General features: G+C 41.0%; 26 protein-coding genes. 16 read left to right on the forward strand and 10 right to left on the reverse strand.

What is annotated here, in order from left to right:
* Positions 1-221: 221 nt before the first annotated feature.
* The 4 genes from ACFG4S_RS33380 (at position 222) to ACFG4S_RS33395 (ending at position 4172) form a co-directional block, all read left to right on the forward strand.
* Positions 222-1244 (forward strand): tetratricopeptide repeat protein, encoded by a 1023-nt coding sequence (locus ACFG4S_RS33380; RefSeq protein WP_392533120.1) that lies wholly within the window; start codon positions 222-224, stop codon positions 1242-1244.
* A gap of 71 nt (positions 1245-1315) precedes the next feature.
* Complete coding sequence (locus tag ACFG4S_RS33385) at positions 1316-2257, forward strand: GNAT family N-acetyltransferase (RefSeq protein ID WP_392533121.1); 942 nt, start codon at positions 1316-1318, stop codon at positions 2255-2257.
* A gap of 56 nt (positions 2258-2313) precedes the next feature.
* Positions 2314-3159, forward strand: coding sequence for an oxidoreductase (locus ACFG4S_RS33390; protein WP_392533122.1), 846 nt, complete (start codon positions 2314-2316; stop codon positions 3157-3159).
* Between the two features lie 2 nt (positions 3160-3161).
* On the forward strand, positions 3162-4172 hold the full coding sequence (locus tag ACFG4S_RS33395) for an NAD(P)-dependent alcohol dehydrogenase (RefSeq protein WP_392533123.1): 1011 nt from the start codon (positions 3162-3164) through the stop codon (positions 4170-4172).
* Positions 4173-4413: 241 nt separating this feature from the next.
* Here ACFG4S_RS33395 and ACFG4S_RS33400 read toward each other — a convergent pair whose 3' ends face one another.
* Positions 4414-5964 (reverse strand): serine/threonine-protein kinase, encoded by a 1551-nt coding sequence (locus ACFG4S_RS33400; RefSeq protein ID WP_392533124.1) that lies wholly within the window; start codon positions 5962-5964, stop codon positions 4414-4416.
* Positions 5965-7439: 1475 nt separating this feature from the next.
* Between ACFG4S_RS33400 and bchL the strand changes: the two genes are divergently transcribed.
* The 6 genes from bchL (at position 7440) to ACFG4S_RS33430 (ending at position 11833) form a co-directional block, all read left to right on the forward strand.
* A complete protein-coding gene (gene bchL, locus ACFG4S_RS33405) occupies positions 7440-8306 on the forward strand; it encodes a ferredoxin:protochlorophyllide reductase (ATP-dependent) iron-sulfur ATP-binding protein (RefSeq protein ID WP_392533125.1) in 867 nt (288 codons plus the stop codon).
* A gap of 32 nt (positions 8307-8338) precedes the next feature.
* The gene (locus tag ACFG4S_RS33410; RefSeq protein WP_392533126.1) at positions 8339-9121 is read left to right on the forward strand and encodes a DUF5331 domain-containing protein; all 783 of its coding nucleotides are present in this window, start codon (positions 8339-8341) and stop codon (positions 9119-9121) included.
* Positions 9122-9297: 176 nt separating this feature from the next.
* Positions 9298-10701: a ferredoxin:protochlorophyllide reductase (ATP-dependent) subunit N gene (locus tag ACFG4S_RS33415; protein ID WP_190891342.1), complete on the forward strand. Its 1404-nt coding sequence runs from the start codon at positions 9298-9300 to the stop codon at positions 10699-10701.
* A 174-nt stretch (positions 10702-10875) separates the two neighbouring features.
* Complete coding sequence (locus ACFG4S_RS33420) at positions 10876-11124, forward strand: AbrB/MazE/SpoVT family DNA-binding domain-containing protein (RefSeq protein WP_392533127.1); 249 nt, start codon at positions 10876-10878, stop codon at positions 11122-11124.
* A gap of 75 nt (positions 11125-11199) precedes the next feature.
* Entirely contained in the window at positions 11200-11427 is a 228-nt protein-coding gene (locus ACFG4S_RS33425; RefSeq protein ID WP_392533128.1) for a hypothetical protein, read from the forward strand.
* Positions 11417-11833 carry a putative toxin-antitoxin system toxin component, PIN family gene (locus ACFG4S_RS33430; protein WP_392533129.1) on the forward strand — a complete coding sequence of 139 codons (417 nt, stop codon included), beginning with the start codon at positions 11417-11419 and terminating at the stop codon, positions 11831-11833. The genes ACFG4S_RS33425 and ACFG4S_RS33430 overlap by 11 nt, the downstream gene beginning before the upstream one ends.
* Before the next feature lie 24 nt (positions 11834-11857).
* Here ACFG4S_RS33430 and ACFG4S_RS33435 read toward each other — a convergent pair whose 3' ends face one another.
* Positions 11858-13168: a hypothetical protein gene (locus tag ACFG4S_RS33435; RefSeq protein WP_392533130.1), complete on the reverse strand. Its 1311-nt coding sequence runs from the start codon at positions 13166-13168 to the stop codon at positions 11858-11860.
* Between the two features lie 186 nt (positions 13169-13354).
* Between ACFG4S_RS33435 and ACFG4S_RS33440 the strand changes: the two genes are divergently transcribed.
* Genes ACFG4S_RS33440 through ACFG4S_RS33450 form a run of 3 tightly spaced genes read left to right on the forward strand, consistent with a single transcriptional unit; the run spans position 13355 to position 14251 of the window.
* Positions 13355-13717: a hypothetical protein gene (locus tag ACFG4S_RS33440; RefSeq protein ID WP_392533131.1), complete on the forward strand. Its 363-nt coding sequence runs from the start codon at positions 13355-13357 to the stop codon at positions 13715-13717.
* 41 nt (positions 13718-13758) lie between these two features.
* Positions 13759-14010: a hypothetical protein gene (locus tag ACFG4S_RS33445; protein WP_392533132.1), complete on the forward strand. Its 252-nt coding sequence runs from the start codon at positions 13759-13761 to the stop codon at positions 14008-14010.
* On the forward strand, positions 13991-14251 hold the full coding sequence (locus ACFG4S_RS33450; protein ID WP_392533133.1) for a Txe/YoeB family addiction module toxin: 261 nt from the start codon (positions 13991-13993) through the stop codon (positions 14249-14251). The genes ACFG4S_RS33445 and ACFG4S_RS33450 overlap by 20 nt, the downstream gene beginning before the upstream one ends.
* A gap of 62 nt (positions 14252-14313) precedes the next feature.
* Here the strand turns inward: ACFG4S_RS33450 and ACFG4S_RS33455 are convergent, their stop codons facing one another.
* The 3 genes from ACFG4S_RS33455 to ACFG4S_RS33465 form a co-directional block, all read right to left on the reverse strand.
* Positions 14314-14646, reverse strand: coding sequence for a XisI protein (locus ACFG4S_RS33455; RefSeq protein ID WP_392533134.1), 333 nt, complete (start codon positions 14644-14646; stop codon positions 14314-14316).
* Positions 14634-15050 carry an element excision factor XisH family protein gene (locus tag ACFG4S_RS33460; protein WP_392533135.1) on the reverse strand — a complete coding sequence of 139 codons (417 nt, stop codon included), beginning with the start codon at positions 15048-15050 and terminating at the stop codon, positions 14634-14636. The genes ACFG4S_RS33455 and ACFG4S_RS33460 overlap by 13 nt, the downstream gene beginning before the upstream one ends.
* Before the next feature lie 158 nt (positions 15051-15208).
* Positions 15209-16090 (reverse strand): LysR family transcriptional regulator, encoded by an 882-nt coding sequence (locus ACFG4S_RS33465; protein WP_392533136.1) that lies wholly within the window; start codon positions 16088-16090, stop codon positions 15209-15211.
* Positions 16091-16194: 104 nt separating this feature from the next.
* On the opposite strand from ACFG4S_RS33465, the gene ACFG4S_RS33470 reads away from it, so the two are divergent.
* Complete coding sequence (locus ACFG4S_RS33470; protein ID WP_392533137.1) at positions 16195-16986, forward strand: methyltransferase domain-containing protein; 792 nt, start codon at positions 16195-16197, stop codon at positions 16984-16986.
* Between the two features lie 38 nt (positions 16987-17024).
* Here the strand turns inward: ACFG4S_RS33470 and ACFG4S_RS33475 are convergent, their stop codons facing one another.
* From ACFG4S_RS33475 to ACFG4S_RS33490, 4 genes are all read right to left on the reverse strand, one after another.
* Positions 17025-17768: an amino acid ABC transporter ATP-binding protein gene (locus ACFG4S_RS33475; protein ID WP_392533138.1), complete on the reverse strand. Its 744-nt coding sequence runs from the start codon at positions 17766-17768 to the stop codon at positions 17025-17027.
* 275 nt (positions 17769-18043) lie between these two features.
* Complete coding sequence (locus ACFG4S_RS33480) at positions 18044-19195, reverse strand: amino acid ABC transporter permease (protein WP_392533139.1); 1152 nt, start codon at positions 19193-19195, stop codon at positions 18044-18046.
* A gap of 89 nt (positions 19196-19284) precedes the next feature.
* Complete coding sequence (locus ACFG4S_RS33485) at positions 19285-20211, reverse strand: amino acid ABC transporter permease (RefSeq protein WP_392533140.1); 927 nt, start codon at positions 20209-20211, stop codon at positions 19285-19287.
* Between the two features lie 157 nt (positions 20212-20368).
* Positions 20369-21448, reverse strand: coding sequence for an amino acid ABC transporter substrate-binding protein (locus tag ACFG4S_RS33490; protein ID WP_392533141.1), 1080 nt, complete (start codon positions 21446-21448; stop codon positions 20369-20371).
* A gap of 486 nt (positions 21449-21934) precedes the next feature.
* Between ACFG4S_RS33490 and ACFG4S_RS33495 the strand changes: the two genes are divergently transcribed.
* Entirely contained in the window at positions 21935-22492 is a 558-nt protein-coding gene (locus tag ACFG4S_RS33495; RefSeq protein ID WP_392533142.1) for a hypothetical protein, read from the forward strand.
* Between the two features lie 77 nt (positions 22493-22569).
* Positions 22570-23211, forward strand: coding sequence for a DUF3318 domain-containing protein (locus ACFG4S_RS33500; protein WP_392533143.1), 642 nt, complete (start codon positions 22570-22572; stop codon positions 23209-23211).
* Positions 23212-23326: 115 nt separating this feature from the next.
* Here the strand turns inward: ACFG4S_RS33500 and ACFG4S_RS33505 are convergent, their stop codons facing one another.
* Complete coding sequence (locus tag ACFG4S_RS33505; protein WP_392536143.1) at positions 23327-24124, reverse strand: 7-carboxy-7-deazaguanine synthase QueE; 798 nt, start codon at positions 24122-24124, stop codon at positions 23327-23329.
* Positions 24125-24132 lie beyond the last annotated feature (8 nt).

The following is a 24132-nucleotide window of genomic DNA, read 5'->3' on the forward strand; positions in this document are numbered from 1 at the left end:
CACATTAATATGACACCAATGACTGCTGTGCTACCCTACTATATTTTTGTATTAATTGTTGCATTAATCTACTTTTAAGTAATATAAAATACCATAGTTCTCTGTTTACGTCTTATATCTAAAGGTAGAAGATAAAGGTTAACTCCAATTTGGGAAACCTAAGAGAAGTTCATTCCTAAGAACTGTCCTGCTTATTTATCGCAGAGTGCAACTGAGGCCAGATGACGCAACCTTTAAATCAAGTCAAAGAGTGGGAACAACGTCGTGATGAAGCCAACGGCTATTACCACCGGGGAAAATTCCAAGAATATCTCGATCTTGTGACTCAGAATTTACAGCTAGCAAGAGCAATTCCAGACCGAGTTAGGGAAGGTCATACATTGAATGACCTTGGTTTGGCTCATCTGGGTTGCTGGCAACCTCAAAAAGCATTAGAGCGGTTTCAACAAGCGCTGTCAGTTGCCGTTGAAATCGGCAATGCAACCGCAGAGGCAACTGCACTGAGCAATCTGGGTTCTACATACAGTCGGCTTGGGCGCTTTTCGCAAGCGTTGGAGTATTTTAACAAAGCGGTTGCCATCTTCAGGCAATTGCAAGATACTCAAGGAGAAGTTTCTACTCTCAATGATGTAGCCCTAATTTATACTCGCTTAGGAGAGCCAAAACGGGCACTGTTGCTACAAAACCAAATTTTGACGACACGTCGATTGCTGGGTGATTTTTCTGGTGAAGCAACAACTTTAAATGGTATTGGGTTTGCCTACAGCATCTTAGGCAAGTTTGACCAAGCTTTAGAATTTTTTCAAGCAGCACTGCCGATTCAACGCGCTGTGAAGAATTTGATTGGTGAAGCAACCACTTTAAATAATGTTGCCTCAGTTTATAGTGATTTAGGACAGCCAAAACAAGCGCTGTTACTTTATTATCAAGTTCTTTTGACACGTCGAGCCATTAGCGATCGCTCTGGGGAAGCAACAACCCTTCACAACATCGGTTTTACCCACAGTATCCTAGCCCAGAATCGCCAAGCCATGAAGTTCTATAAACAAGCCATTGCGATTTATCAAGAACTGGGCGATTGTCTCGGAGAAATTTCAACTTTGCTGAATATGGGAAGCCTTTACGCCAGAACTAAACGCAAAAAAATGGCGCGATTATGCTACCAAAATGCCCAAAAGTTAGTAGAGCAAATTGAACATCAGCCACTCCTAGAAAAGGTGCAGCAGTTCATAACTTCTCTGTAGCTTTAAAAGTTTGCAACTTGGCAAACTCTAAGTAATAGGATAGAACCTAATGCTCTCAACACCACAAAGAGATGAACGTTTCTATCCGATTACTTCAAGAGAATGAGCTAGCTGCTGCTGACCATATTTTTCGCCTAGCCTTTGGCACATTGTTAGGACTACCTGAACCAACTGAATTTTATGGGGATGCTGCTTACATCCACCACCGCTGGAAAACCGATCCAAATGGGGCATTTGCTGCGGAGGTAGATGGAAAATTAATCGGGTCTAACCTGGTAGTGAATTGGGGAAGCTTTGGCTATTTTGGACCGTTAAGCGTTCATCCTGACTTTTGGGACAAAAAAATAGGTCAGCGTCTTGTTGAAGCCGCGATCGCTTGCTTTGAGCAACGGAATACTTCGATGACAGGATTGTTTACTTTTGCTCAAAGTCCCAAGCATCACGTACTATACCAAAAATTTGGCTTTCGTCTGCGTTTTCTGACTGCAATTTTGGCAAAGCAAGTACAGCAATCACAGCCAATACCTGAAGGAAATAGATACTCACAGTTGAGTGAGGATGAACGTGCCGAAAATCTCAAAGCAATTAATCAACTGACTAATTCTATTTATGAAGGACTAGATTTATCACGAGAAATTCTCACAGTTCAGGCTCAAGGATTGGGTGATACAGTACTTTTATGGAATGATACAGGCTTGGCAGGATTTGCAGTTTGTCACTATGGAGCGGGCACCGAAGCAGGTAGTAATACTTGCTTTGTTAGATTTGGTGCAGTACATTCTGGGAATAATGCAGGACAAAATTTCGAGCAGTTACTAGATTTGTGTGAAGCATTGACAGTGGCTGAAGGAATGTCACGTTTGGTAGCTGGCGTTAATACCAGTCGAGATGAAGCTTACCGCAGGATGCTGGCTCGTGGTTTTCGCAGTGAAATCATTGGAGTTGCCATGCATAAACCTAATGAACCTGGATTCAATCGTCCAGATGTTTTTGCACTGGATGATTGGCGATAACATAGTCTTGGTTGGAAACTAATAGTACACTAATCGAAAACCCAGCGGAATCTATCGTGTCCAATAACAATACGAAAGTTTGGTTGATTACTGGTAGTTCTAGCGGCTTCGGGCGTAATTTAGCTGAAGCAGTACTAAAAAAAGGCGATCGCTTAATTGCTACTGCTCGTAAGCCTGAGCAACTTCAAGATTTGGTCGATCGATACCCAGATACAGCTAAGGCAGTTTCCTTAGATGTTACCAATGCCATCCAAGTCAAAGCCGCAGTCAATGAAGCAGTCAAGGCGTTTGGACAAATTGATGTTTTGGTTAATAACGCTGGATATGGTCTAATTGGGGCGCTGGAAGAGGTCAGTGATGAGCAAATTCGCCGTAACTTTGATACTAATCTTTTCGGTGCAATTAACACCATCCGGGCAGTTTTGCCAATTATGAGACAGCAACAGAGTGGGCATATTATCAATATGTCTGCAATTGCTGGATTCACAAACGAACTAGGTTTTTCGATTTATGGTGGTGCTAAGTTCGCTTTAGAAGGGGTATCAGAAGCAGTACATGGCGAAGTTGCACCTTTGGGTATCAAAGTCACAATTGTTGAACCAGGACCTTTCCGGACTGATTTTATTGGGCGATCGCTTGACCGCGCTACAAATAGCATAGATGCCTACAAACCAACTGTGGGAAAATTCTTAGAGTTCCTCGAAAAAATTGAAGGCACTCAACCAGGCGATCCCGAAAAAGCATCCCAGGCATTAATTAAAGTTGTTGAATCAGAAAATCCACCATTACGCTTAGTGCTGGGTAAGTATGCTTACAGCAAGTTCCGCAATAAAATTACCTCCTTGACTGCTGAGTTGGATGCATGGGAAGCAGTTGCAGCAAATACCGATTTTGAAACTTAGGAATGAAAGCTTACGAAATTCAAAGCAACGCCGGCATTGATGCCCTGACATTAGTCGATCGCCCTGAACCAAAACTGACAGCCGGCCAAGTTCTGATTCAAGTCAAAGCAACATCTCTAAATTACCGTGATTTGCTTGTAATTGAAGGAACCTATGGTTCTAAAGAGAAATATCCCCTAATTCCTTTATCTGATGGTGCGGGGGAAGTCGTGGCGGTGGGGGAAGGTGTGACACGGGTGAAAATAGGCGATCGCGTCGCTGGTATTTTCTTCCAAGACTGGATTTATGGCTCTTTAACCAAAGAGAAAATGAAATCCGATCTCGGAGGGGGTATCGATGGAATGTTAGCTGAGTATGTTGTATTACACCAAGATGGTTTGGTGATTTTACCAGATCATTTATCCTACGCCGAAGGTGCGACTTTGCCCTGTGCAGCAGTCACCGCTTGGCATGGGTTGGTAACAAAAGGCAATATTAGCTCAAGTGATAGTGTTTTATTACTCGGTACTGGGGGAGTTTCAATTTTTGCTCTCCAGTTTGCCAAGATATATGGTGCTAAAGCGATCGTCACTTCCAGCAGTGATGAAAAATTGGCACGAGTTCAACAGCTTGGTGCTGACGAAACAATCAATTACAAAACAACACCAGATTGGGAAAAGCAAGTTTATCAATTGACTAATCGCACAGGTGTAGATCATGTAATTGAGGTAGGTGGTGCAGGTACTCTCCCAAAATCACTACAAGCAGTCCGTATTGGGGGACGTATTAGCTTGATTGGCGTATTATCGGGCAGAGGAAATGAAATTGACCCCATGCCAATACTTTTTAAGAGTTTAACAGTCCAGGGGATTTATGTTGGCAGTCGGGAAATGTTTGAGGTCATGAATCAGACCATACAACAGCATCAAATCAAACCGATTATCGATCGAGTTTTCCCATTCACTGAAGCACGAGAAGCTTATCGTTACCTTAAAAGTGGCGCTCACTTTGGTAAGGTGGTTATCAGCCTCTAGCAGTTTTTGTATGCCTAGAGTACAAAGTGATAAGTCAATACAGTTCAGATAAGACCAAAACACTTGTAGAGACGGCGATTTATTGCGTCTTGAAAACCCCAAATTTTTGCCAGTAGCCCTTAACCTAAGCATATTGAGTTATAAGTTTTGAGACACGACACAGAAAAAATCTGTATATCTGGCTTGGAGTTTTGGGCTTTATACCTGATTCTTGCTTGATATTCGTGAATTACGAATTATTTTAATTACGATCGCTTTGCGTTTCACTATCAGTCGATGAATCTTGCTTTTCCAATGTTGGTACTACTACACCAGAAGGATCTGACTGTTTGGATTTTGGAGGTGGTGCTGCTGGTATAACTACAGAATTGGATGGAATCGCAGGTTTAGGGAAGGCAGAATTCTCATTAGAAGATGGTAACTTATTGTCCGGTAATCCTCTGGGGGAAGCACTACGAGACGATCGGATTGCCCGTAGTTTTTCGACTAGGGAGGGTGTGGGGGAAACACTAGGCGAAGGTATGGATTTTTCCGAATCGCTGCCTTGTGATTCTTTTGTGGGGCTGCTCAAAGGTTCTTCTTGAGAAGAAGGGCGATCGCGCCGACGCCGCCTGACATTAGATGCGGGTGCAGATTCAGATGTTGCAGTACTGTTAGTTTCTTGATTCCCAGGGGAAGATCTATCATTAGAGTCAGGTCCTTTTGCGCCCGAATCTTGAGTAGGTTGTTCAAAAAGCGGCTTTGCAGTTGGCTGCGGCTGAGATTTTGGTAACATGTTAGTGATGGCGAAACCTACTGTAGCAGCAACTAAGGCTACACCAATACCAAGAAAGATTTGAGACAATCCTTGTTTTTTGGCTTGTACATTCTCCTTAGCGATCGCTTTTTGCGAAGAGCTTCCAATGAGAGTTTCTGCCTGGTAGGCTGATAAATTGACAGTTGGCACTGCATAAGTGGGTAAGGCTTGTGCTGTCACATTCACTCGATTCCCCGGTAGCAATTGTAGCCACTCAGCAACAGTTGCGGGACGAAAACGAGATTCCACCGCCATACCACGCATTACCGCTTGGTTGACAGCAGCACTCAAGTGTGGTTGTAGTTCTCGGGGCGCAGGCATTTGCTCGCGATCGCGCAATAATGCTGGCATTGGAACTTGTGCTGTTAACAGTGCATACAAGGTTGCTGCTAAACCATAAACATCAGTGGCGGGCGTGCGCTGTGCTTGGGTTAAATACTGTTCTATGGGAGAATAGCCCTCAGAAACCAAACCTGTGTGCGTCTGCCTGACACCGCCATTAAATTCCCTGGCAATGCCAAAATCAATTAGTACTACTTCTTGTGTTCCTTGGCGGAGGATAATATTATCTGGTTTGACATCTCGGTGCAGCAAACCGTTATTGTGTACGACTTGCAACGCTGCCCCAATTTGCTGGATGTAATGAATTGCTGTGGTTTCAGGTAAAGCTATTCCTGGCAATACAAATGCATCGCCTAAAGTTTGCCCAGGAATATATTCCATCACCATATAAGGCAGCCCAGCTTCCACAAAAAAGTCACTGACTCGGACTATATTTGGGTGGATACAAGTAGCTAATCGTCTGGCTTCATCTTGGAATTGGCGCTCAAACTTAGCAAAATCAGGATGTTGTCGCAGCCTTTCATTGATGGTTTTCATCACCACCTCCTGACCCAAGTAGTGATGGGTAGCTTTAAACGTAATACCAAAGCCACCCCGCCCTATTTCTTGGATTAGGGTATATTTTCCATCTTGCAAAATTGTGCCTGCTAACATAGAAAGTCCTGAGTCTTGAATGAGCAGATAACTAACGAGTCCTAAGTCTTGAGAGATTTCACCAAAATTTTCCCATATTTCAGAGAGGGCAGGCTTTTTGCCTGTCTATCCGACGAGATGATTTAGTTGTTGGAATTCCCTCAGCGGGAAAAACCTCCCTACGATCGCAATAGTTTTATCTTTTTCATAGGATAACGCGAGAGTCAATAAATTCCGAAATAGGAAAAAGATTCAAGCTGTGTTCTAAGAGGATGTTTTAAAAGTAGTTAGCTGTGATTTGAGACACTTGTTGATACCCCCTAATCCCCCTTAAAAAAGCGAGGAACCAAAATTAAAGTCCCCCTTTTGAAACGGGATTTAGGGGGATCTAGAGATTATAAATTGCACAAAATACAATTGTTTTTTCTCCGGAACTGACTGGAATGATAAGATGATGAACTTCAGTCAAAGCTCTGTCATAAATTGGGATTTATTTTTTATCATCAGATAGCATATACCAGCAGTAATCAGATTCTTTGCTGACACAGACATATTAAGGTTTGGGAATAGCTCCAAATCCTAATTTAACTTCCATATTTTTGATGAAGCTTTTTATAAATAAATTTATTTGGCAACCAGCTTTGACGATTTGTACCCTCAAGCTAGGGGTTACTTTATAAGTATAATTCCCTAACCAGCAAGCAAATTAACATCAAGGCAGCGAAAATTAAGGTTATTTCTGTGGCTTATTGATTGAATTTTCTCAACGCAGGGGTATTTAGTTTTACATTAAGTTTTTTCTGCTTGACAAAAAGCTATTTTTCTGTATTAGACACTAATAGCTTCATAGGTCGCCTATCTGAAATATTTCTTAATGCCTACCTGCTTAATTTAGCGGAGCCTAGAGATTTTAAGAATTTTAGAGAATATTTGGCAATTTAATAATATGTTACAAAATTGCACTAACTTACTCTCAAGCAGCAATTAAATGGTTTTGGCTAGCGAGTGAAACTTGGGAATTTATCTCCGATACCTTCTGTTCGAGACGCTTCACGAACGTTGAGCTACGCTAACGCAAATTCCATTAGTATTTCCAGCATCAGGCTGCATATAACTATCTTTACCCTTGAGCATACGCCCCAATACCCTGAAAACACGTTGTACTAACATCAGCTAATTCTATGAAAACCATTGAAAATAGACTCTAATTTATTTTTGTATTTTGTAACTCTTTTTATAAAAATAATTTATAAAAACTTTTTATTAAATCTTTTTAGAGCTATTAAAGTCTTTTAGAGTAATAAAATTCTAAATAGGGCTAAATTAATCTCTCATAAATCAGATAAAACCGTTTTACAAATTCATAGCCACTTTCTTTTCTAGGTAATTTGCCCAATAATGACATCAACACACCTCACGCATCGCCATCTCAGGACAGGTGAAGGCAAATGTTTGAGCCACAAGTTTGACAAGAAGCTAATAAGAGGGAAACAACAGTGAAACTAGCGGTCTATGGAAAAGGTGGTATCGGTAAATCCACAACTAGCTGTAATATATCCGTCGCCCTAGCTAAACGTGGCAAAAAAGTGCTGCAAATTGGCTGCGACCCAAAACATGACAGTACCTTCACCCTGACTGGATTTTTGATTCCGACAATTATCGACACCCTCCAAGAAAAGGACTATCACTACGAAGATGTCTGGCCAGAAGATGTGATTTACAAAGGCTACGGCGGTGTTGATTGCGTAGAAGCTGGTGGTCCACCTGCGGGTGCTGGATGTGGCGGTTATGTAGTCGGTGAAACAGTTAAATTACTTAAAGAACTCAACGCCTTTGATGAGTACGATGTAATTCTTTTTGACGTTCTCGGCGACGTAGTTTGCGGTGGATTTGCTGCACCACTCAACTATGCAGATTACTGCCTGATTGTTACAGACAATGGTTTCGATGCTTTATTCGCTGCCAACCGCATTGCTGCTTCAGTCCGCGAAAAAGCCCGAACTCACCCACTGCGTTTAGCTGGGTTAATTGGCAATCGCACCTCCAAGCGCGATTTGATTGAAAAATATATAGAAGCTGTGCCAATGCCAGTTCTGGAAGTTTTACCTTTAATTGAAGATATCCGTGTTTCCCGTGTGAAAGGCAAAACTTTGTTTGAGATGGCAGAGCAAGATCCTTCCCTAGAGTACGTTTGCGACTACTATCTCAACATCGCCGACCAAATTCTGGCGCGTCCTGAAGGTGTTGTCCCTAACGACACACCAGATCGGGAGTTGTTCTCTTTGTTGTCCGATTTTTATCTAAATCCGGGTAAACCCCAGGTTCCTAATTCACAAGAAGAACTAGACTTGATGATTGTATAAATCACCAAATTCTCAGGATGGGGGACAATAACATGGCATTCTTTCACAGCTTTACGGATTCAATAAAGCAGAAGTGGTTGCAATTTTTCCAGAGTAATCGAGACTGGATTACTCTGCACATGGAAGTGGAATCAGTGTATACCCCTGATGGCGGGAAGCGACCACCTTCTTACCTCATCCTGGGAGTTCTTAACGCCCTAGAGCCAAAGCTAGCGCAGTTAATGTTGCCCTTTGCCAAACTTAATCCTGACGCGGATACGCTGATTGAAGTGCTGGATTTGCATTTTGACCCAGATTTAGCTCTCGGTAATCGCTTCGTCGTCAACCCAGATGTAGAGAAATACGTAGAAGAAGCAGCAGCGATCGTTGACGAAAAGCCAGAAGATGAAACATTGACACATGCTCATACAAATGGCTTTGCGGTAGCGGCAGTAGTTCAAGAATTCACAATGGTGGATTCTGAAGATGAAAGCCTGGGGATCGACGAGTTGGGGGAAATCGAAAATGAATTTGGCGATATTTCCTTAACCAATGGACACGATTCAAAAGATGAGTCTCTCCAAGTCTCTAGTTTAGAAGCAGATGAGTTTGGGGACATGGGCTTCGGTACAACAGCAGCAATGGAAGTAAAGCTGGATGACGAAGCACTTGAAGAGCCATTAGATGAGAATGCCTTTAAAGACGTGTTGTCAGATGTCTGGGGTGATGAAACAGCTTTACAAAAGGCTGAAGAAAACAACGATTTTTTAGGGGAAGAACTGCCAGCAGGTGTTTTTGATGAATCAGAAATTGCCCGCCTCTTCCCCAACGCTTAATTATTGCTGTTCCTCACAATTTTAAGTTTTAGATTTGGGGTTTTGGATCAGGAATTAGGGAAATTGTCGTTAGACAGCGGATACTTTTGTTGTCCCAGCCTTCAATCCAAAATTATCAATCTAAAATCTAAAATTGGTTGAACTGCCATTAAATATCAAGGGGAGAAAAAACCAAAATGACTGTCGCTCAACAACCAGAAGCTTTAAGCTTTGAATGTGAAACTGGAAATTACCATACCTTTTGTCCAATTAGCTGCGTGGCGTGGTTATACCAAAAAATTGAAGATAGCTTCTTTTTGGTGATTGGGACAAAAACCTGTGGCTACTTCCTACAAAATGCGATGGGGGTGATGATTTTTGCTGAACCCCGCTATGCAATGGCAGAGTTGGAAGAGGGCGATATTTCAGCACAGTTGAATGATTATGAAGAGTTAAAACGGTTGTGCTTGCAAATTAAACGCGATCGCAATCCTAGTGTAATTGTCTGGATTGGCACTTGCACTACAGAAATTATCAAAACAGATTTGGAAGGTTTAGCACCGAAGCTAGAATCTGAAATCGGAATTCCCATTGTTGTAGCGCGGGCAAATGGTCTAGATTACGCCTTCACCCAAGGGGAAGACACTGTGTTAGCCGCAATGGCTAACCGTTGTCCTGATAAGTCTCCTGTGGCGGAAACAGAGAAAAGTGAACGTAATGCGATCGCTAAGTTGCTCAACTTTGGTAAAAAGAAAGAAGATGTCGCCCAAGATGAATCTGAGTACGTAGACCATCCACCACTGGTTCTCTTTGGCTCTCTTCCCGACCCCGTAGTTACTCAGTTAACCTTGGAACTGAAGAAACAAGGCATCAAAGTTTCCGGCTGGCTACCCGCGAAGCGCTTCACTGAATTGCCAGTATTGGAAGAAGGGTATTATGTCGCTGGTGTCAACCCCTTCCTCAGCCGCACAGCTACCACCTTAATGCGCCGCCGCAAATGTAAACTCATTGGCGCACCCTTCCCCATTGGTCCCGATGGCACCCGCGCTTGGATTGAGAAAATCTGCTCGGTGTTCGGTATTACTCCCAAGGGTTTGGATGAACGGGAAGCGCAAATTTGGGCAGGTTTGGAAGATTACGTGAAACTGATTCGCGGTAAATCTGTATTCTTCATGGGTGATAACTTGCTGGAAGTTTCCCAAGCAAGATTCTTAATCCGTTGCGGGATGACTGTTCACGAAATCGGCATTCCCTACATGGATAAGCGCTATCAAGCTGCTGAGTTGGCATTGCTGGAGAAAACTTGCCAGGAAATGAATTCACCCCTGCCAAGGATTGTAGAGAAACCAGATAATTACAATCAACTCCAGCGGATTTATGAGTTAAAACCAGATTTGGTAATTACTGGTATGGCTCACGCTAATCCGTTGGAAGCACGGGGTATTAATACAAAGTGGTCTGTGGAGTTCACTTTTGCTCAAATTCACGGCTTTACGAATGCGCGTGACATGTTAGAGTTGGTGACTCGTCCGCTACGTCGGAATAATAATTTGAAAGATTTGGGTTGGGATAAGTTGGTGAGAGAAGAAGCGAAGATTTAGATTTGGGTTTGGATTTAGCAACAGCATAATACTATCTTAAGGGCGAACTTTTGGGTTCGTCCTTTTTTTGACGAACTACAGAGGTGCAGAGAACACAGAGGAAGAGGATAAATTGAAATAATCAAAAATGCTAAAATTTTTATATTAGTCTGATATTTTTTACTTCTAAATATAATGGAAATTATAAAATTGTCCCCTCAAGGACAAGTAATTATTCCCCAATCTTTACGGGAAGCTAATCAATGGGAAGTAGGTCAAGAATTTATTGTTATTAATATGGGTGATGGAATTCTTTTAAAGCCTAAGAAACCTTTTCCAGAAACTAAGTTAGATGATGTAGCAGGTTGTTTAAAACATCAAGGAAAACCTAAAACTCTTGAGGATATGGATAATGCAATTCACCAAGGTATAGAGGAATCGTGATTTAAAAGTAGAAAACTGGCTCAAACCTGATTAAAAAAGCTAACAAGTTTCTATTCCCTAACTCCAGAACTCACCATGACTCAAAAAACCTATCAACTCCCCCTAACCTTCGAGCAAATTCTTAATCTTGTCTTACAACTTCCTGCACAAGAACAAGAACAACTTATTCAAGAAATAAAGAAAACCTTTTCAAATAATAAAGATGAAGATTTACTTAGTGTTTTTGACAGAATCGGCAGAAATGCTCAAGCCAAAGGATTAACCGAAGAAACTCTAGAAGAATTACTTGCCGATGAATCATAAACTAATTGTCATTGACACAAATGTTTTACTTAGTGCTGCTCTAAGTCCTAATGGAACAGCCCGTAAAGCCCTAGATAAACTCTATAAAGAATTCAAAATTGCTCAAAGCGATGAAACTTATCAAGAATTAAATACACGAATTTATAAACCTAAGTTCGATAAATATATCTCAGATGAAGACCGACAAGATTTTTTGGGCATAGTTAAAAAGTACAGTCAATTTATAGAAATAAAATCTCAAATAAACATCTGTAGAGATCCAGGTGACAACAAATTTTTAGAACTTGCTAAAGATGCCAATGCAGAATTTTTAATCACAGGAGATCAAGACCTTTTATCACTCAATATCCTAGCCGAATATCAAAACAAGATTATTACTCCTAGAGACTTTCTTGATCTTGATTAATTCATCTTTAATCCTGTATTTAGTTCATATCGAAGGCTGTAACTCTAGAGGTTTGGACGGAATGATGTACATTAATTCTGTGCCGTCCGGTTTAATCTCTGTAGACGGAGTTAATTTAAGCCAGTCATGAAAACTGATTCCTAGTTGGGATATTGCTTGTAATTCTGTTTGGTAAGATTCAAAGCGGCGATTGGTTTCAATCATAGATTCCATTACTTCAAATACTTGGGGAAGACGTTTGTAAGCTTCTTTTTCAAATCTCCCTGTGAATGGAGTAGGATTTCCTCCGAATATGCCCCATTGAATTTCGCTGCGATCTACAATTGCGGATGGAAGGGAGGATAGCCATTCATCATGACTTTGAGTCAGTTTAAATATATTCTCGCGTTGCATCTCGAAAACTGTATTTTCATCAAAATTTGGGTCAATCCATTGGTAAATTTGGGTTAGTTTATGCAAATCAATCTGACCTTTAAACTGAGGATGTAAGTATGCTGCTGGATTAGAAGTAAGCATGAGTTCAATATATTTTTTAAGCAGCAGCCTGATAAATTTTCCCCCTTCTTGGAAACGACGAAGTGCTGTTTCATGTTCTTCCAGTTCTAAATGACAACGTGCTTCTGCAATATATGCTAAAGATAATGTCAGTATATATTTGTCAATAATTGGGCTTTTATTGGAAAGTTCATTAATTGTGTAATCTTTGTAAATATGTTCTGCCTCTAAGAATCGATTGATGGCTTGTAAGGCACTGCTTCTACGGTTCTCAATTTTAGTCATTGTAAAGGCATTAACTGCTAATTCGATTCCAGCATGGAAGTTAGCATAGAAACTGAGGTCAATTTTACGATTAATTTTATTTAACAATTCTGCTGCTTGTTTTAATTGGTTTTCTATCTCATTGAGACGCTGTGATATGACAGCAAAACCCATTACAGATACCCCAAGATTAAGTACACTACCAGCACTACTTATCTGCAAAAGTTGTGGACTTATTTGTAAAGGTTTTCCAATTGCTCGAATTTGATTTTCAATATTACCTAGTTGCTGGTTAACATCACCAAATTCCTTATCTAATCGCTGGTTAATATTGCTAAATCCCTTAGCTGACACGGCTATATTTGCTCCTGAAGTTAGCAAATTTGCACCAGAAATAATCAGGTTTAGTATGTTATGAGAACTTTTAGGGGTTTGAGTTGTCCCTCTTAAAAATCCAAGGACATTATTTGTTGCAGTATCCCGGATTACACTCCCACATAGTACATATATTCCCTTAGCTAACCCATTGGCAATATGAGGCGCAAGCGCAAAGGAAGCTTTAATAAGTAAACTCACAATTATCTCCTAGTTGATAAATCTTCAGCAGCAGGCATGGCAAGAAGATACTTTGCCTCTATGCAGCCAATATACTCAGTATTCCCAATTTGAGTTGTAGTTTATGCAATAGCGATCGCTCTTTTTAACCAGAAGATGCAGAGCGATCGCAGATACAATCATAAGTAAAAGGCAAGAAGGTAGAAAATGGCTGAAATTGTCACCCTTCAACTCCCTGAAACAGTGGCACAAAAAGCAAAGGAAATCGCTGCTTTCACACATCGGCGACTTGAAGATGTATTACTAGAATGGATTGACCGCGCCATTACCGAACTACCTATGGAGTCATTACCGGATGATCAGGTTTTGGCTATGTGCGATATGCAGATGGAAACTCAGCAGCAAGAGGTTTTCAGTGACTTGCAAGCGCGTCACCGAGAGGGACAGCTTAATGATGCAGAAGTTCATCAACTTGATGAACTCATGCAAGTCTACATACGTGGTTTAGTAAGTAAAGCAAGAGCCTTAAAAGTGGCTGTTGAACGCGGCTTGAAACCAGCCCTCAATTAAAAGTTACAATAAGGTGGTAAAGATAAGAGTAAATATAAATTATGCTTAGTGGGATTAAACAAAAAGCTGTTGTTGGAAAAGATGGCAGGATTGAACTTTCAGCAACGGAACTACCAGAAGGAACAGTTGTAGAAGTTATTGTGCTAGTTGAACCATCAACTGAAGAGGATGAAACTACTTATCTTTTGAAATCAGAGACTAACAAAAAACATCTGCTCAAAGCTTTGGAAAATGTAGAAAAAGGAAATCTAATTTATGTGGATTTAGATGAATATGAAAAAAATTGCCTTTGAACCAGAAGCTTTTGAACAATTAGGTCAGTGGGCAACAGAAGACAAGAAAATTTTCAAAAAAATATTGGAACTGATTAGAGATATACAAAGAGATCCTTTTGCAGGGATAGGGAAGCCAGAACCATTAAAATATGAATTACAAGGTTACTGGTCAAGGAGGATCACAGATGAACATAGATTAGTTTACAAAGTGCAAGAAGATTTATTGATTATTTTGACTTGTAAATATCATTATCAATAATAAATATTATTGAGACTGAAATATTGTTTTATACAGGCGATCGCTATTTTTAATAAATTCAATTAACTAACAGCAAAATCTGTATATTTCCGCACAGATGGTAACTGAAAACCTAAAACAATATCTTCTTTTGGGACACCTAATTCAACCAATTCATTAGCAATACCTACCTCTGTCCCATCTTGCTGAATCCAGATTTTCTCGTCAATAATATCTAGATGGAGAACAGGCCCATATATGCGGTCTTGTTCGCGCCAACCTACATAAACTAATTGATAACGATCGTGTTCTGTATCAAAAATCGTCTCTGCTTGAATGCGATTATCCCAAACAGTACTAGCGTGTTGTTGAAGCAAATTCTTAATATATTGTCGATATTCCTCTAGCTTTGCCATTGGGCGATCGCCTCCTGTTCAATATTATAAATTAGTAAACAGAGTTGATTACTTTGAATGACAGATTGGATAAATGGAAGTATAAAAAACTCATTGTAAACAGTACTAGGAACTGCTAAATATAAAGTGCGATTGGCTTCTTGTTTTTGTAAAGCAATTCGGTAAATGATAAATTGTCCTAATGCAGCATAAAGTTCTGTGATTTTTGACGGACTCAAAAAACTTTTAATTTCAACAGCTATTTTTTGTCCTTGTTTTTCGGCTGCAATAATTTTTTCTGCTCCTAAATCAATATATAGCTCAAGGGTTCCCGCCTGGAGAGTATAAGGATAGTGAGTGATTAACCACCCTTCTTTCTCAAGTGCTGTTTTGACAACTGTATGAAAAGCATCTTTAGCAGACACAGCTTTAATTCCAACTTATGACAGGAATTGATTTAATAATTTTCACTTCAATAATACATTGACAAAGTAGCGAAACTTTCAAAAAAATAAGTAAGTTGGCAAAAATAAAGCTAACTCGTGTTCGCGTAACCTCTTTGCAAGCAGAGGGTTGTCATTTCTCAACAGATACTCCTGACAACTTGTAGAAATTTTCTTAATACAGGCGTCATATCCTCCTCCCGCCACACTACAGCCGTTTCTATTAATGGTGTTTTCTCCTCTAAAGCGCGATAAACTACACCAGTTCTCTGAAGATTTTGCAATGAAGACGGCGCGATCGCAATTCCCATTCCCGCTGACACTAATCCGATAATCGTCTGCATCTGAATCGCTTCTTGAGTCACTTTCGGGCTGAAATTTCCTTGCTGACAAAGGCTTACAATTTGGTCGTAAAGTCCGGGGCCTAAATGCCGAGGGAACATGATAAAGTTTTCGTTTACTAGCGATCGCACTGAAATCTTTTCTTGTTCCGCTAAGAGATGAGTTTCTAACATCGCCACAATTAAAGCTTCTCGCTGAATGCACTCTTGATTAAGTGTGTTGTCTTCTAACGGTGGATGGGCAAAGCCTACATGAATGCGGCTATACTGTAGGGCTTGTTCCTGCTGAGTTGTGGTTAATTCCTGCAATACCAACTCTATTTCTGGAAACTGTTCTCGAAACCGCCGCAAAATCACAGGAAGCAAATCATAAGTTACCAAACTGGTAAACCCGATTCGCAATTGTCCCTTTTCACCTTTTCCTGTTTTTTGGGTTAGCTCAATTGCTTTTTGGAGTTGAGCTAAAAGTTGATAAGCTTCTTGCAAAAAAACTTGTCCAGCTTGCGTTAGTTGTACCTGTCGCTTGGTTTTGCGGTGAAACAGTTCTACCCCCAATTGCGCCTCTAGTTGCTGAATTTGCTGGCTTAAGGGCGGTTGAGCAATATGCAGTCGCTCGGCGGCTCTACTGAAGTGCAGTTCTTCAGCGACAGCAATAAAGTAGCGCAGATGTCGCAATTCCATTTTTTTTGATACTTTATAAGTTTCAATTTTCTATAAATATATATTGGACATCTCAAAAATAGCTCCCTATGATACTCATACAGATATTTGAGGGAGTCACAACTATGCCAGAAAAGTATACTCCAGGCTATTCGATTAATGCGATGAATTTTATGGCAAAGCGCAGCTTAGATACTCATGCTGCGTTTTTCAAGCCTTATTTACGCCCAGGGATGAATTTACTAGATTGTGGTTGCGGCCCCGGTTCGATCGCTCTGGGTTTAGCAAAAGCGATCGCTCCTGGTACGCTTACTGGTATTGATCGAGAAGCTTCTCAAATCCGAATCGCTGCTGAAAGTGCTTTTACCCACGCTGTCAGCAATGCTAATTTTTTGGAGGGGAATATATATGCTCTACCCTTTGAAGATAACTCTTTTGACGCGATTTTTTCTCATGCGCTGTTTGAGCATCTTCAAAAACCTGTGGAAGCGTTAGCAGAACTTCAGCGAGTTTTGAAACCGGGGGGAATTTTAGGTCTTCGTAGTCCTGACTGGGGTGGATGTCTGATTGCACCGTTCCCGCCAGAACTGGATCGGGCGATTACTTATTACAAATGGCTCCATGAGCAGAATTCTGGTAATCCTTATGTGGGTAGAGAGTTACGCGCTTTGCTGCGGGAAACTGGGTTTACTAATATCAAAGCTTCCGCTTCTTATGAATGTTATCAGCCGCTGAGTGCGATCGCAGAATATCTGGCGGAGCGAATCCAGGCTTCTGCAAAGGAGGATCAAGCTGTAGAGAAGGGTTGGACTGATGAGCGGCTGACAGCTATGAGTAAGGGTTTAAGGGAGTGGAGTCGGCACCCAGATGGATTTTATGCTCAAGCTTGGTGTGAAGTTGTCGGATGGAAGGGTTAGGAGTAAAACGCAAAGGGACGCAAAGTGGCGCAGAGGTTTTAGAGAATTTGTGACAAAAATTTGCGTGTTCTTTCTTCTTTGGGGTTGCTGAAAAATGCGTCTGGGGTGGCTGATTCGACGAGGGAACCACTATCCATTAAAATAACTCGGTCGGCGACTTCACGAGCAAATCCAACTTCGTGGGTGACGACTACCATTGTCATCCCATCACGAGCGAGGTTTCGCATTACATCCAAAACTTCGCGTACCATTTCTGGATCTAACGCTGAGGTGGGTTCGTCAAACAACATAATTTTGGGTTGCATAGCTAAAGCACGTGCGATCGCTACCCGTTGCTGTTGTCCACCAGATAACTGTCCTGGGTATTTCTGCGCTTGTTCTAAAATTCCTACTCTTTCTAAGAGTTGCATTGCTAATTCTTCAGCTTTCACTTTTGGCGATCGACGTACCCAAATTGGTGCCAAAGTAATATTTTGCAATACTGTGAGATGAGGAAATAAATTAAATTGCTGAAATACCATTCCCACTTCTTGGCGAATTGCTTCAACATTTCGCAAGTCATGACCAAGGGTAATACCGTCAATTTCAATTCGTCCTTTTTGGTATTCTTCTAAAGCATTAAATGTGCGGATAAAGGTAGATTTACCAGAACCCGATGGTCCCATTAAAACTACAACTTCTTGGCGATTTACTGTCAAACTTACACCCTGAAGAGCGTGGAATTTACCATACCATTTGTGAACATCTTCAGCAATAATTATCGGTTTTTTTTCTGTTGTCACAGATTTACACCTCCGAATTATTTAACCGAGTAAATTAGCGATGCTTCGCGGCAAGCTGATTGATGGGATGAAAATAGCGATCGCCTACCAATAATAACCCTAATTTAGTCAGATTTTACAGCGCGATCGTCTATCTAAGATTTTGCCAGGTAATAATACCATCACATCACAAAGACCGTCAAAGTTAAAAAATTAAAATGAGTCACAATAACAGAATCATTCTAACTTCCGGCTCAAAAATCACTCTTGGGTAATTGATTTTTTAACTCTGCTAACTACTGACTTAACTGTTTTTCTAATTGCCGAGAAGCTAGGGACATTGAGTAACAAAATACCCAGTATATAAATCCAATAAATAGATAAACTTCTGCATAGCGACCAATAAATTGTGGCTGTGCCAATATCGAACGGGCAATACCTGTTAGTTCTACTAATCCGACCAAAGATAAAAGTGAAGTGTCTTTAAATAAGCTTATAAACTGACCAACTATCGCCGGGATAACAGCGCGTAAAGCTTGAGGTAAGACAATTAATAAAACAACGAAAGCTGTATTTAATCCTAGTGCTTTTGCGGCTTCAATTTGTCCACGAGGAACTGATTGTAGTCCACCACGCACGTTTTCTGCCATATAAGCAGCACTAAATAAAATCAATCCGGCAATTCCTCGCAATACTCGATCTAAACGTACATCTGCTGACAAAAATAACGGTAGCATTACCTGAGCGAGGAACAAAATCCCAATCAATGGGACTCCCCTAATAATTTCAATATATAGGATACAAAACCAACGCACTACAGGTAAATCAGTTGTGCGCCCTAAAGCAAGTAAAACCCCAATGGGAAAAGAAAGGACAATACTAACTGCTGCCATTAGTAGGGTAAGTAGCAAACCATTCCACAAATTTGTCGGTACAGGTTGCAATCCAAATCCACCACTAATTAGCCAAAAAATGACGGGAAAAGATAATAACCATAGTAGAGAAAGCCAAGGAGTTAATAGCTTAGTAAACTTCCCGCCAAACCAAAAACCTATAAATAGTAAAACTGCAATTAGTAGTAACCACATGCGTGATGTAAAATCCAGTGCGAAAACAAGCAATAAAACGCCGAATATCAAAGCAAATAAAACAATTTTATACCTTGTTATCTGTTGCTTACCAAAGAATAGACCTCCAGTTATCGCACTTAAGATTGAAGCGATCGCCAGCACAATCCAAACTCGCCAATATAGCGTTTGGGGAAACCGACCAACTAAAAATAAAGGTAAATTAACCTGAATTACTGCCCATTGTGCTTGACTAGTTGCCCAATTAAGCACTCCCCGTACTATCCAAAACAACAACACCAAACATACAACAGTTAACAAGCTGTTGTACCAAGTACTAAACAGGTTTTTACGCAGCCATAATAATTGAGGATTCGTCATTTGTCATTAAGAAACACGATACGGAAAGCAGAAGTTGTTGAATTTTTAATTTTTAATTTTTAATTTTTAATTTTTAATTAATTTTTCCTTCATCTCTCTTTAATTTGCACAGTGCGATTAAATAAATTCATAACTATAGAGATACTCAAACTCAACGTGAGATAGGTCAGTATAATTAGTAATATTACTTCTACTGCTCTCCCTGTTTGGTTAAAGGTGGTAGAGGCGACAAAATAAATATCAGGATAGCCGATCGCGATCGCTAAGCTGGAATTTTTCGTCAAATTCAGATACTGACTCGTTAACGGTGGAATAATTACCCGCAAGGCTTGGGGAAAAATCACCAGGCGCATCACTAACCCTGGTTTTAATCCTAGCGATCGCGCTGCTTCCCATTGTCCCTTAGATACTGATTGAATCCCACCTCGGACAATTTCCGCAATAAACGCACCCGTATAAAAAGTTAACCCCAACAACAAAGCTGAAAACTCTGGTGATAAGGTAAACCAAGGCAGTTCTAAACCATTTTGACTAATGCCAATAAAACCCCAAAGGGATATTTTATTTTCTGTTTTAGGAAAACTGAGAAAAATAGCAAAGTACCAGAATAGTAATTGCAGCAGTAAGGGCGTATTACGGAAAATCTCCACATAAACCATAGTGATATTTCGTACTAGCCAGTTATCAGAAAGTCTGGCTATTCCAGCACTTATCCCTACAATTGTCGTGAGAAAAATTCCTGCGATCGCTACGCGCAACGAGTTAATTAACCCCACCCATAAGGCATAACTGTATGTGTCAGTTGGTTTATAGGTAATTAACGTTTCACCAATATCAAAAGAAGCTTGTTGCTTGAGAAAATCAAAACCAAACTGAATACCTAATTGCTGTAAATTTCGGTTAAGATTACCCCACAGTATTAATACCACAAACACTGCTAAAAATACGGCAACTAATTGCAATGCAATGCGCCAAAAGCGATCGTCACGCCATATAGGCGGTTTTGAATTAGTCATTAGTTATGAGTCATTTGTGATTGGACATTGGACATTGGGCGTTAGGAGTGCTGTACATGGATAGCGGGGCTTTAGCCCATGCTGAGTTAGGAGTTTTGTTTATCTCCTTGTCCCCTTGTCCCCTTGTCTCCCCCGTCTCCCCCATCTCCCGTCCCCTCTACCGAAAGGGTGGAGAATAAAGCAATCCATTCTTGTTCCAAAGTTGATTTTTACCGCGAGCTAGATTCAGTTTTGTTTTGGGACCGAGGTTGCGGTCGTAAATTTCACCATAGTTCCCCACGTGTTTAACTACTCTTGCTGCAAAATCTTTTGTTAAGCCAAGTCCCTCACCAAGGTTGCCTTCTGTACCTAAAAAGCGTTTAATATCTGGGTCATTACTAGTGGCAAACTGCCCCAAATTTTGGGAATTAATGCCCAATTCTTCAGCTTTGATCAGAGAATAAACTACCCACTTGACAGCATCACCCAACCGAGTGTCTCCTTTAGCGACTGCTGGTGCAAGGGGTTCTGAAGAAATTACTTCCTCAAGAATCACGTTATCTTCTGGTTTGGGTAGAAGTGAACCTCGAGAAACCAATGCTGAACGGTCAGCTGTGATACCATCGCAACGTCCTTCGGCATAGGTAGCAAAGGTAACGTTAACGTCTTCAAAGACAACAGGTTTGTAAGTGATGCTTCTTTTTCGCATTTGGTCTGCTAAGTTTTGCTCAGTGGTAGTGCCAGTTTGAACGCAGATTGCTTTACCTTTGAGGTCTGCTAGGGATTTAATACCACTAGTTTTCCGAACCATAATGCCTTGTCCGTCATAAAAGACCACCGGTGCAAATTCCAGACCAACTGAGGTATCACGACTCAAAGTCCAAGTAGTGTTGCGGCTGAGAATGTCTACTTCCCCAGTTTGCAAGGCTGTAAAGCGCTCTTTGGTATTGAGATTGCGAAATTCTACTGCATCTGGGTTATCAAACAAAGCAGATGCGATCGCCCTGCAAATATCCACATCAATACCGCTGTATTTACCGTCAGGTCCCACAAAGCTAAACCCTGGGACTTCGCCACTGACACCACAAATTACTTGACCACGACTTTTAATGCTATCCCAACGATTTTGGTTTGCTGGTACTACTGGATTACTCCCTGGAGTGCTAGCTGTATTTGATGTTTGTCCCGATCCACCACCACAAGCTGTAATTGCAAAGACCAAGGGTGCGATCGCTACAATTAAACCTGATTTATTCATAAACTTCATAGTTACTAGACAAAAAATATGTATTGATCGCTACAAACATTTGGGTAAAAACAATTTGTTGCTTGTAATATAAAACTTTACCAGGCTGGTGCTATGCGAATCTTATTTTATTTATCAGAATTGAAAGTGGGAGATCGAGTTTCTCTGTAATGATTTAGGCTACTTCATATAGCAATCTATTCATTAAACTTGGAAAATAATATGAAAATTTCCGTGAGTTAATTCTATATCTTTGAATAGTTAAGATTTGGTAATAAGCAGTTATCGCTTATTTAATAATAGGCAAGACACTCTCATAAAATATCATTCATAGCCCCGGATGAAAATCTGTTTTTCCAATACCCAATGCTCAATGCCCAATGCCCCATACCTCATAACCTATTTACCATAAGTAGCCACACCAACCTAAACAACTACCACTAGCAGGTTAAACTAGGTCTGGTAACTAGCTGCTCCAGCATTCCTTATGAGGCTTTTATGGGAGCTAACCTTAAACAGATTGCCAAGTACTTAGACAACCTTGGCTGGGACTACCGTTTTGATGATGAAGAAGACCGGATTATAACAGGTGTGGAAGCTGATAACTTAGAAGATTTCCTAATAGTTGTCCAGTTGGATGAAGAAGGGAAATTTTTTCGGGTATTTGCCCCTCAAGTTCTGGCAGGAATTCAAGAGCATCCTCACAAGGCAGCTATCCTACAGACAATGCTTGCCATTTCTTGGGAAACCAAAATGTTGCAATGGGAGTACGATCCATCTGATGGCGAAATCCGTGCCATTATTGAGTTTCCTCTGGAAGACTCCATTCTCACAGAAAGGCAATTTCACCGTTGTCTGAGTGGATTAATTCAAATTGTCGATGGCATAGCGATCCCTCGCCTGAAGGAAGTAATGGCAACAGGCTTCGATCCAGGAAATATAGAACTTGGAGAAAGACTCTTACTCAGTATCCAAGAAGAAGCGCCAGGATTGCTAGATTTGCTAGAAAAAGCAATGGAAGCGCGAAAAAAACGAGGAAGTTTTCCCACTGAATGAGACGGATCATCACTGAAATAGCTATACTCCAAAGTGATACCCTCACTGTATACTGAAATTTTCTGGGGCTGGATATTATGACATCCTATGCAACCTCCTCTGCCAAAGCGGAAATGAGTGAACTTCGGCGGTTGAAAGGCTTACTACCGCCAGAATTGCAGAGCTGGGTCACGGTAGAAGGCACAACTGAGGTCAATCCACCCCTGATCCGCTGCGAAGAAATTGGTAAAGACCAAGTAGAAATTCAAATTGACTTGGTGAAATGGGACGCCCTCGCAATGGATCAGCGTAATCTGCTGTTCTGGCATGAAGTTGCTCGCGTTCAAAATGACACAATACCGAAAGATGGCTGGGAAATGGCAGCGCTAGCCATCGGTTTAGGTGGTGCTGTCGGCGAATTGTGGGTACAAGATGGATTGCTTTTGGTGTTAGCTTTGTCGCTGTGTGGCATTTCCGGCTGGCGATTGTATCAAAAAAATAACGGGGAAAAGCAAATAAAAGAACTGCTCAATGCTGATGAAAAAGCGATCGCCTTGGCAACTCGTTTTGGTTATAGCCTCCCTAATGCCTACAAGAGTCTTGGTAGCGCCTTAAAAACCCTGATTGACAACACTCCTAGTAAGCGTCAACGCTCAAAATACGAAGCAAGGCTCTCTGCCCTCAAACGCAGTGCTAATAAGGCAAAAGCTAAATCGAAAAGTACAGATGAAGGCGAGTAATCGGCGCGGCGCTCTGGGACTGGGGATTGGGTACTGGGTACTCGGAAAGATAGTTTTTCCCAATCCCCAGTCCCTAATCCCTAATCCTTAGTCCCCATTTCAAACTCCTCACTCTTCAAAGCTGATTCAGCATTTTATGGGTTTGGGGTATTACCCGCACTTGCTTGACAAATTTTTTTATTAAGGCCTGCCAAATCAAAACTTCATCGGGCGCAGGAGCAAGGGCAGGTATTGGCGAAAATTGTTCAGATGGTGCTAAAGGTGTAACCGGTTGTAAAAATACTGGGATATCTGGACTAATATCTGCCACCAGCAAAGCTGAACGTTCCAATTCCCTAGGATCTGTGTTTTGAGACACAATTATCTTGACAAAAACATTTAAATATGAATCATGACATAACTGGAGAGATTTAGCATGTTCTGGCCAATGACTTTCACCGCTGACACTAGGCAATTTGAAATCCATTCCCACAGAGTCTAAGTAGGGGAGAATCATCGCCAGTTGTTCTGGGCGGTGTCCGCCAGTCTCTAAGTATATCGGTAGACCAGTTATGGCTCGTACTTCCGGTAGAAACTGCATTAAAAATGGGGCATGAAGAAGTGGTTCGCCCCCAGTTAAGCTAATGCTATCGTGTAAAGAAGGTAGATTTTGCCTTTCCACCCATTCGATTAATATAGGTAATGGGACGGGATTAGAGTAAATTTCAAAGTCGCGCAATCCAGGCGATAGCTCTATCCGGCAATTAACAGGTGCATTCCAAGTGTGGGAACTATCACAAAAGTGACAGCGCAAATCACACAAAGCAAAACGAATAAATATCTGACGTGTCCCTACGTTCAGTCCTTCTCCTTGAATGGCAGAGAAGACTTCAATCAGGCGTGCAGTAGGTGTAACCGTATTTTTAGCAATCATTTGATTCA

Source organism: Nostoc sp. C117 (assembly GCF_043099735.1).
Taxonomy (GTDB): Bacteria; Cyanobacteriota; Cyanobacteriia; order Cyanobacteriales; family Nostocaceae; genus Nostoc.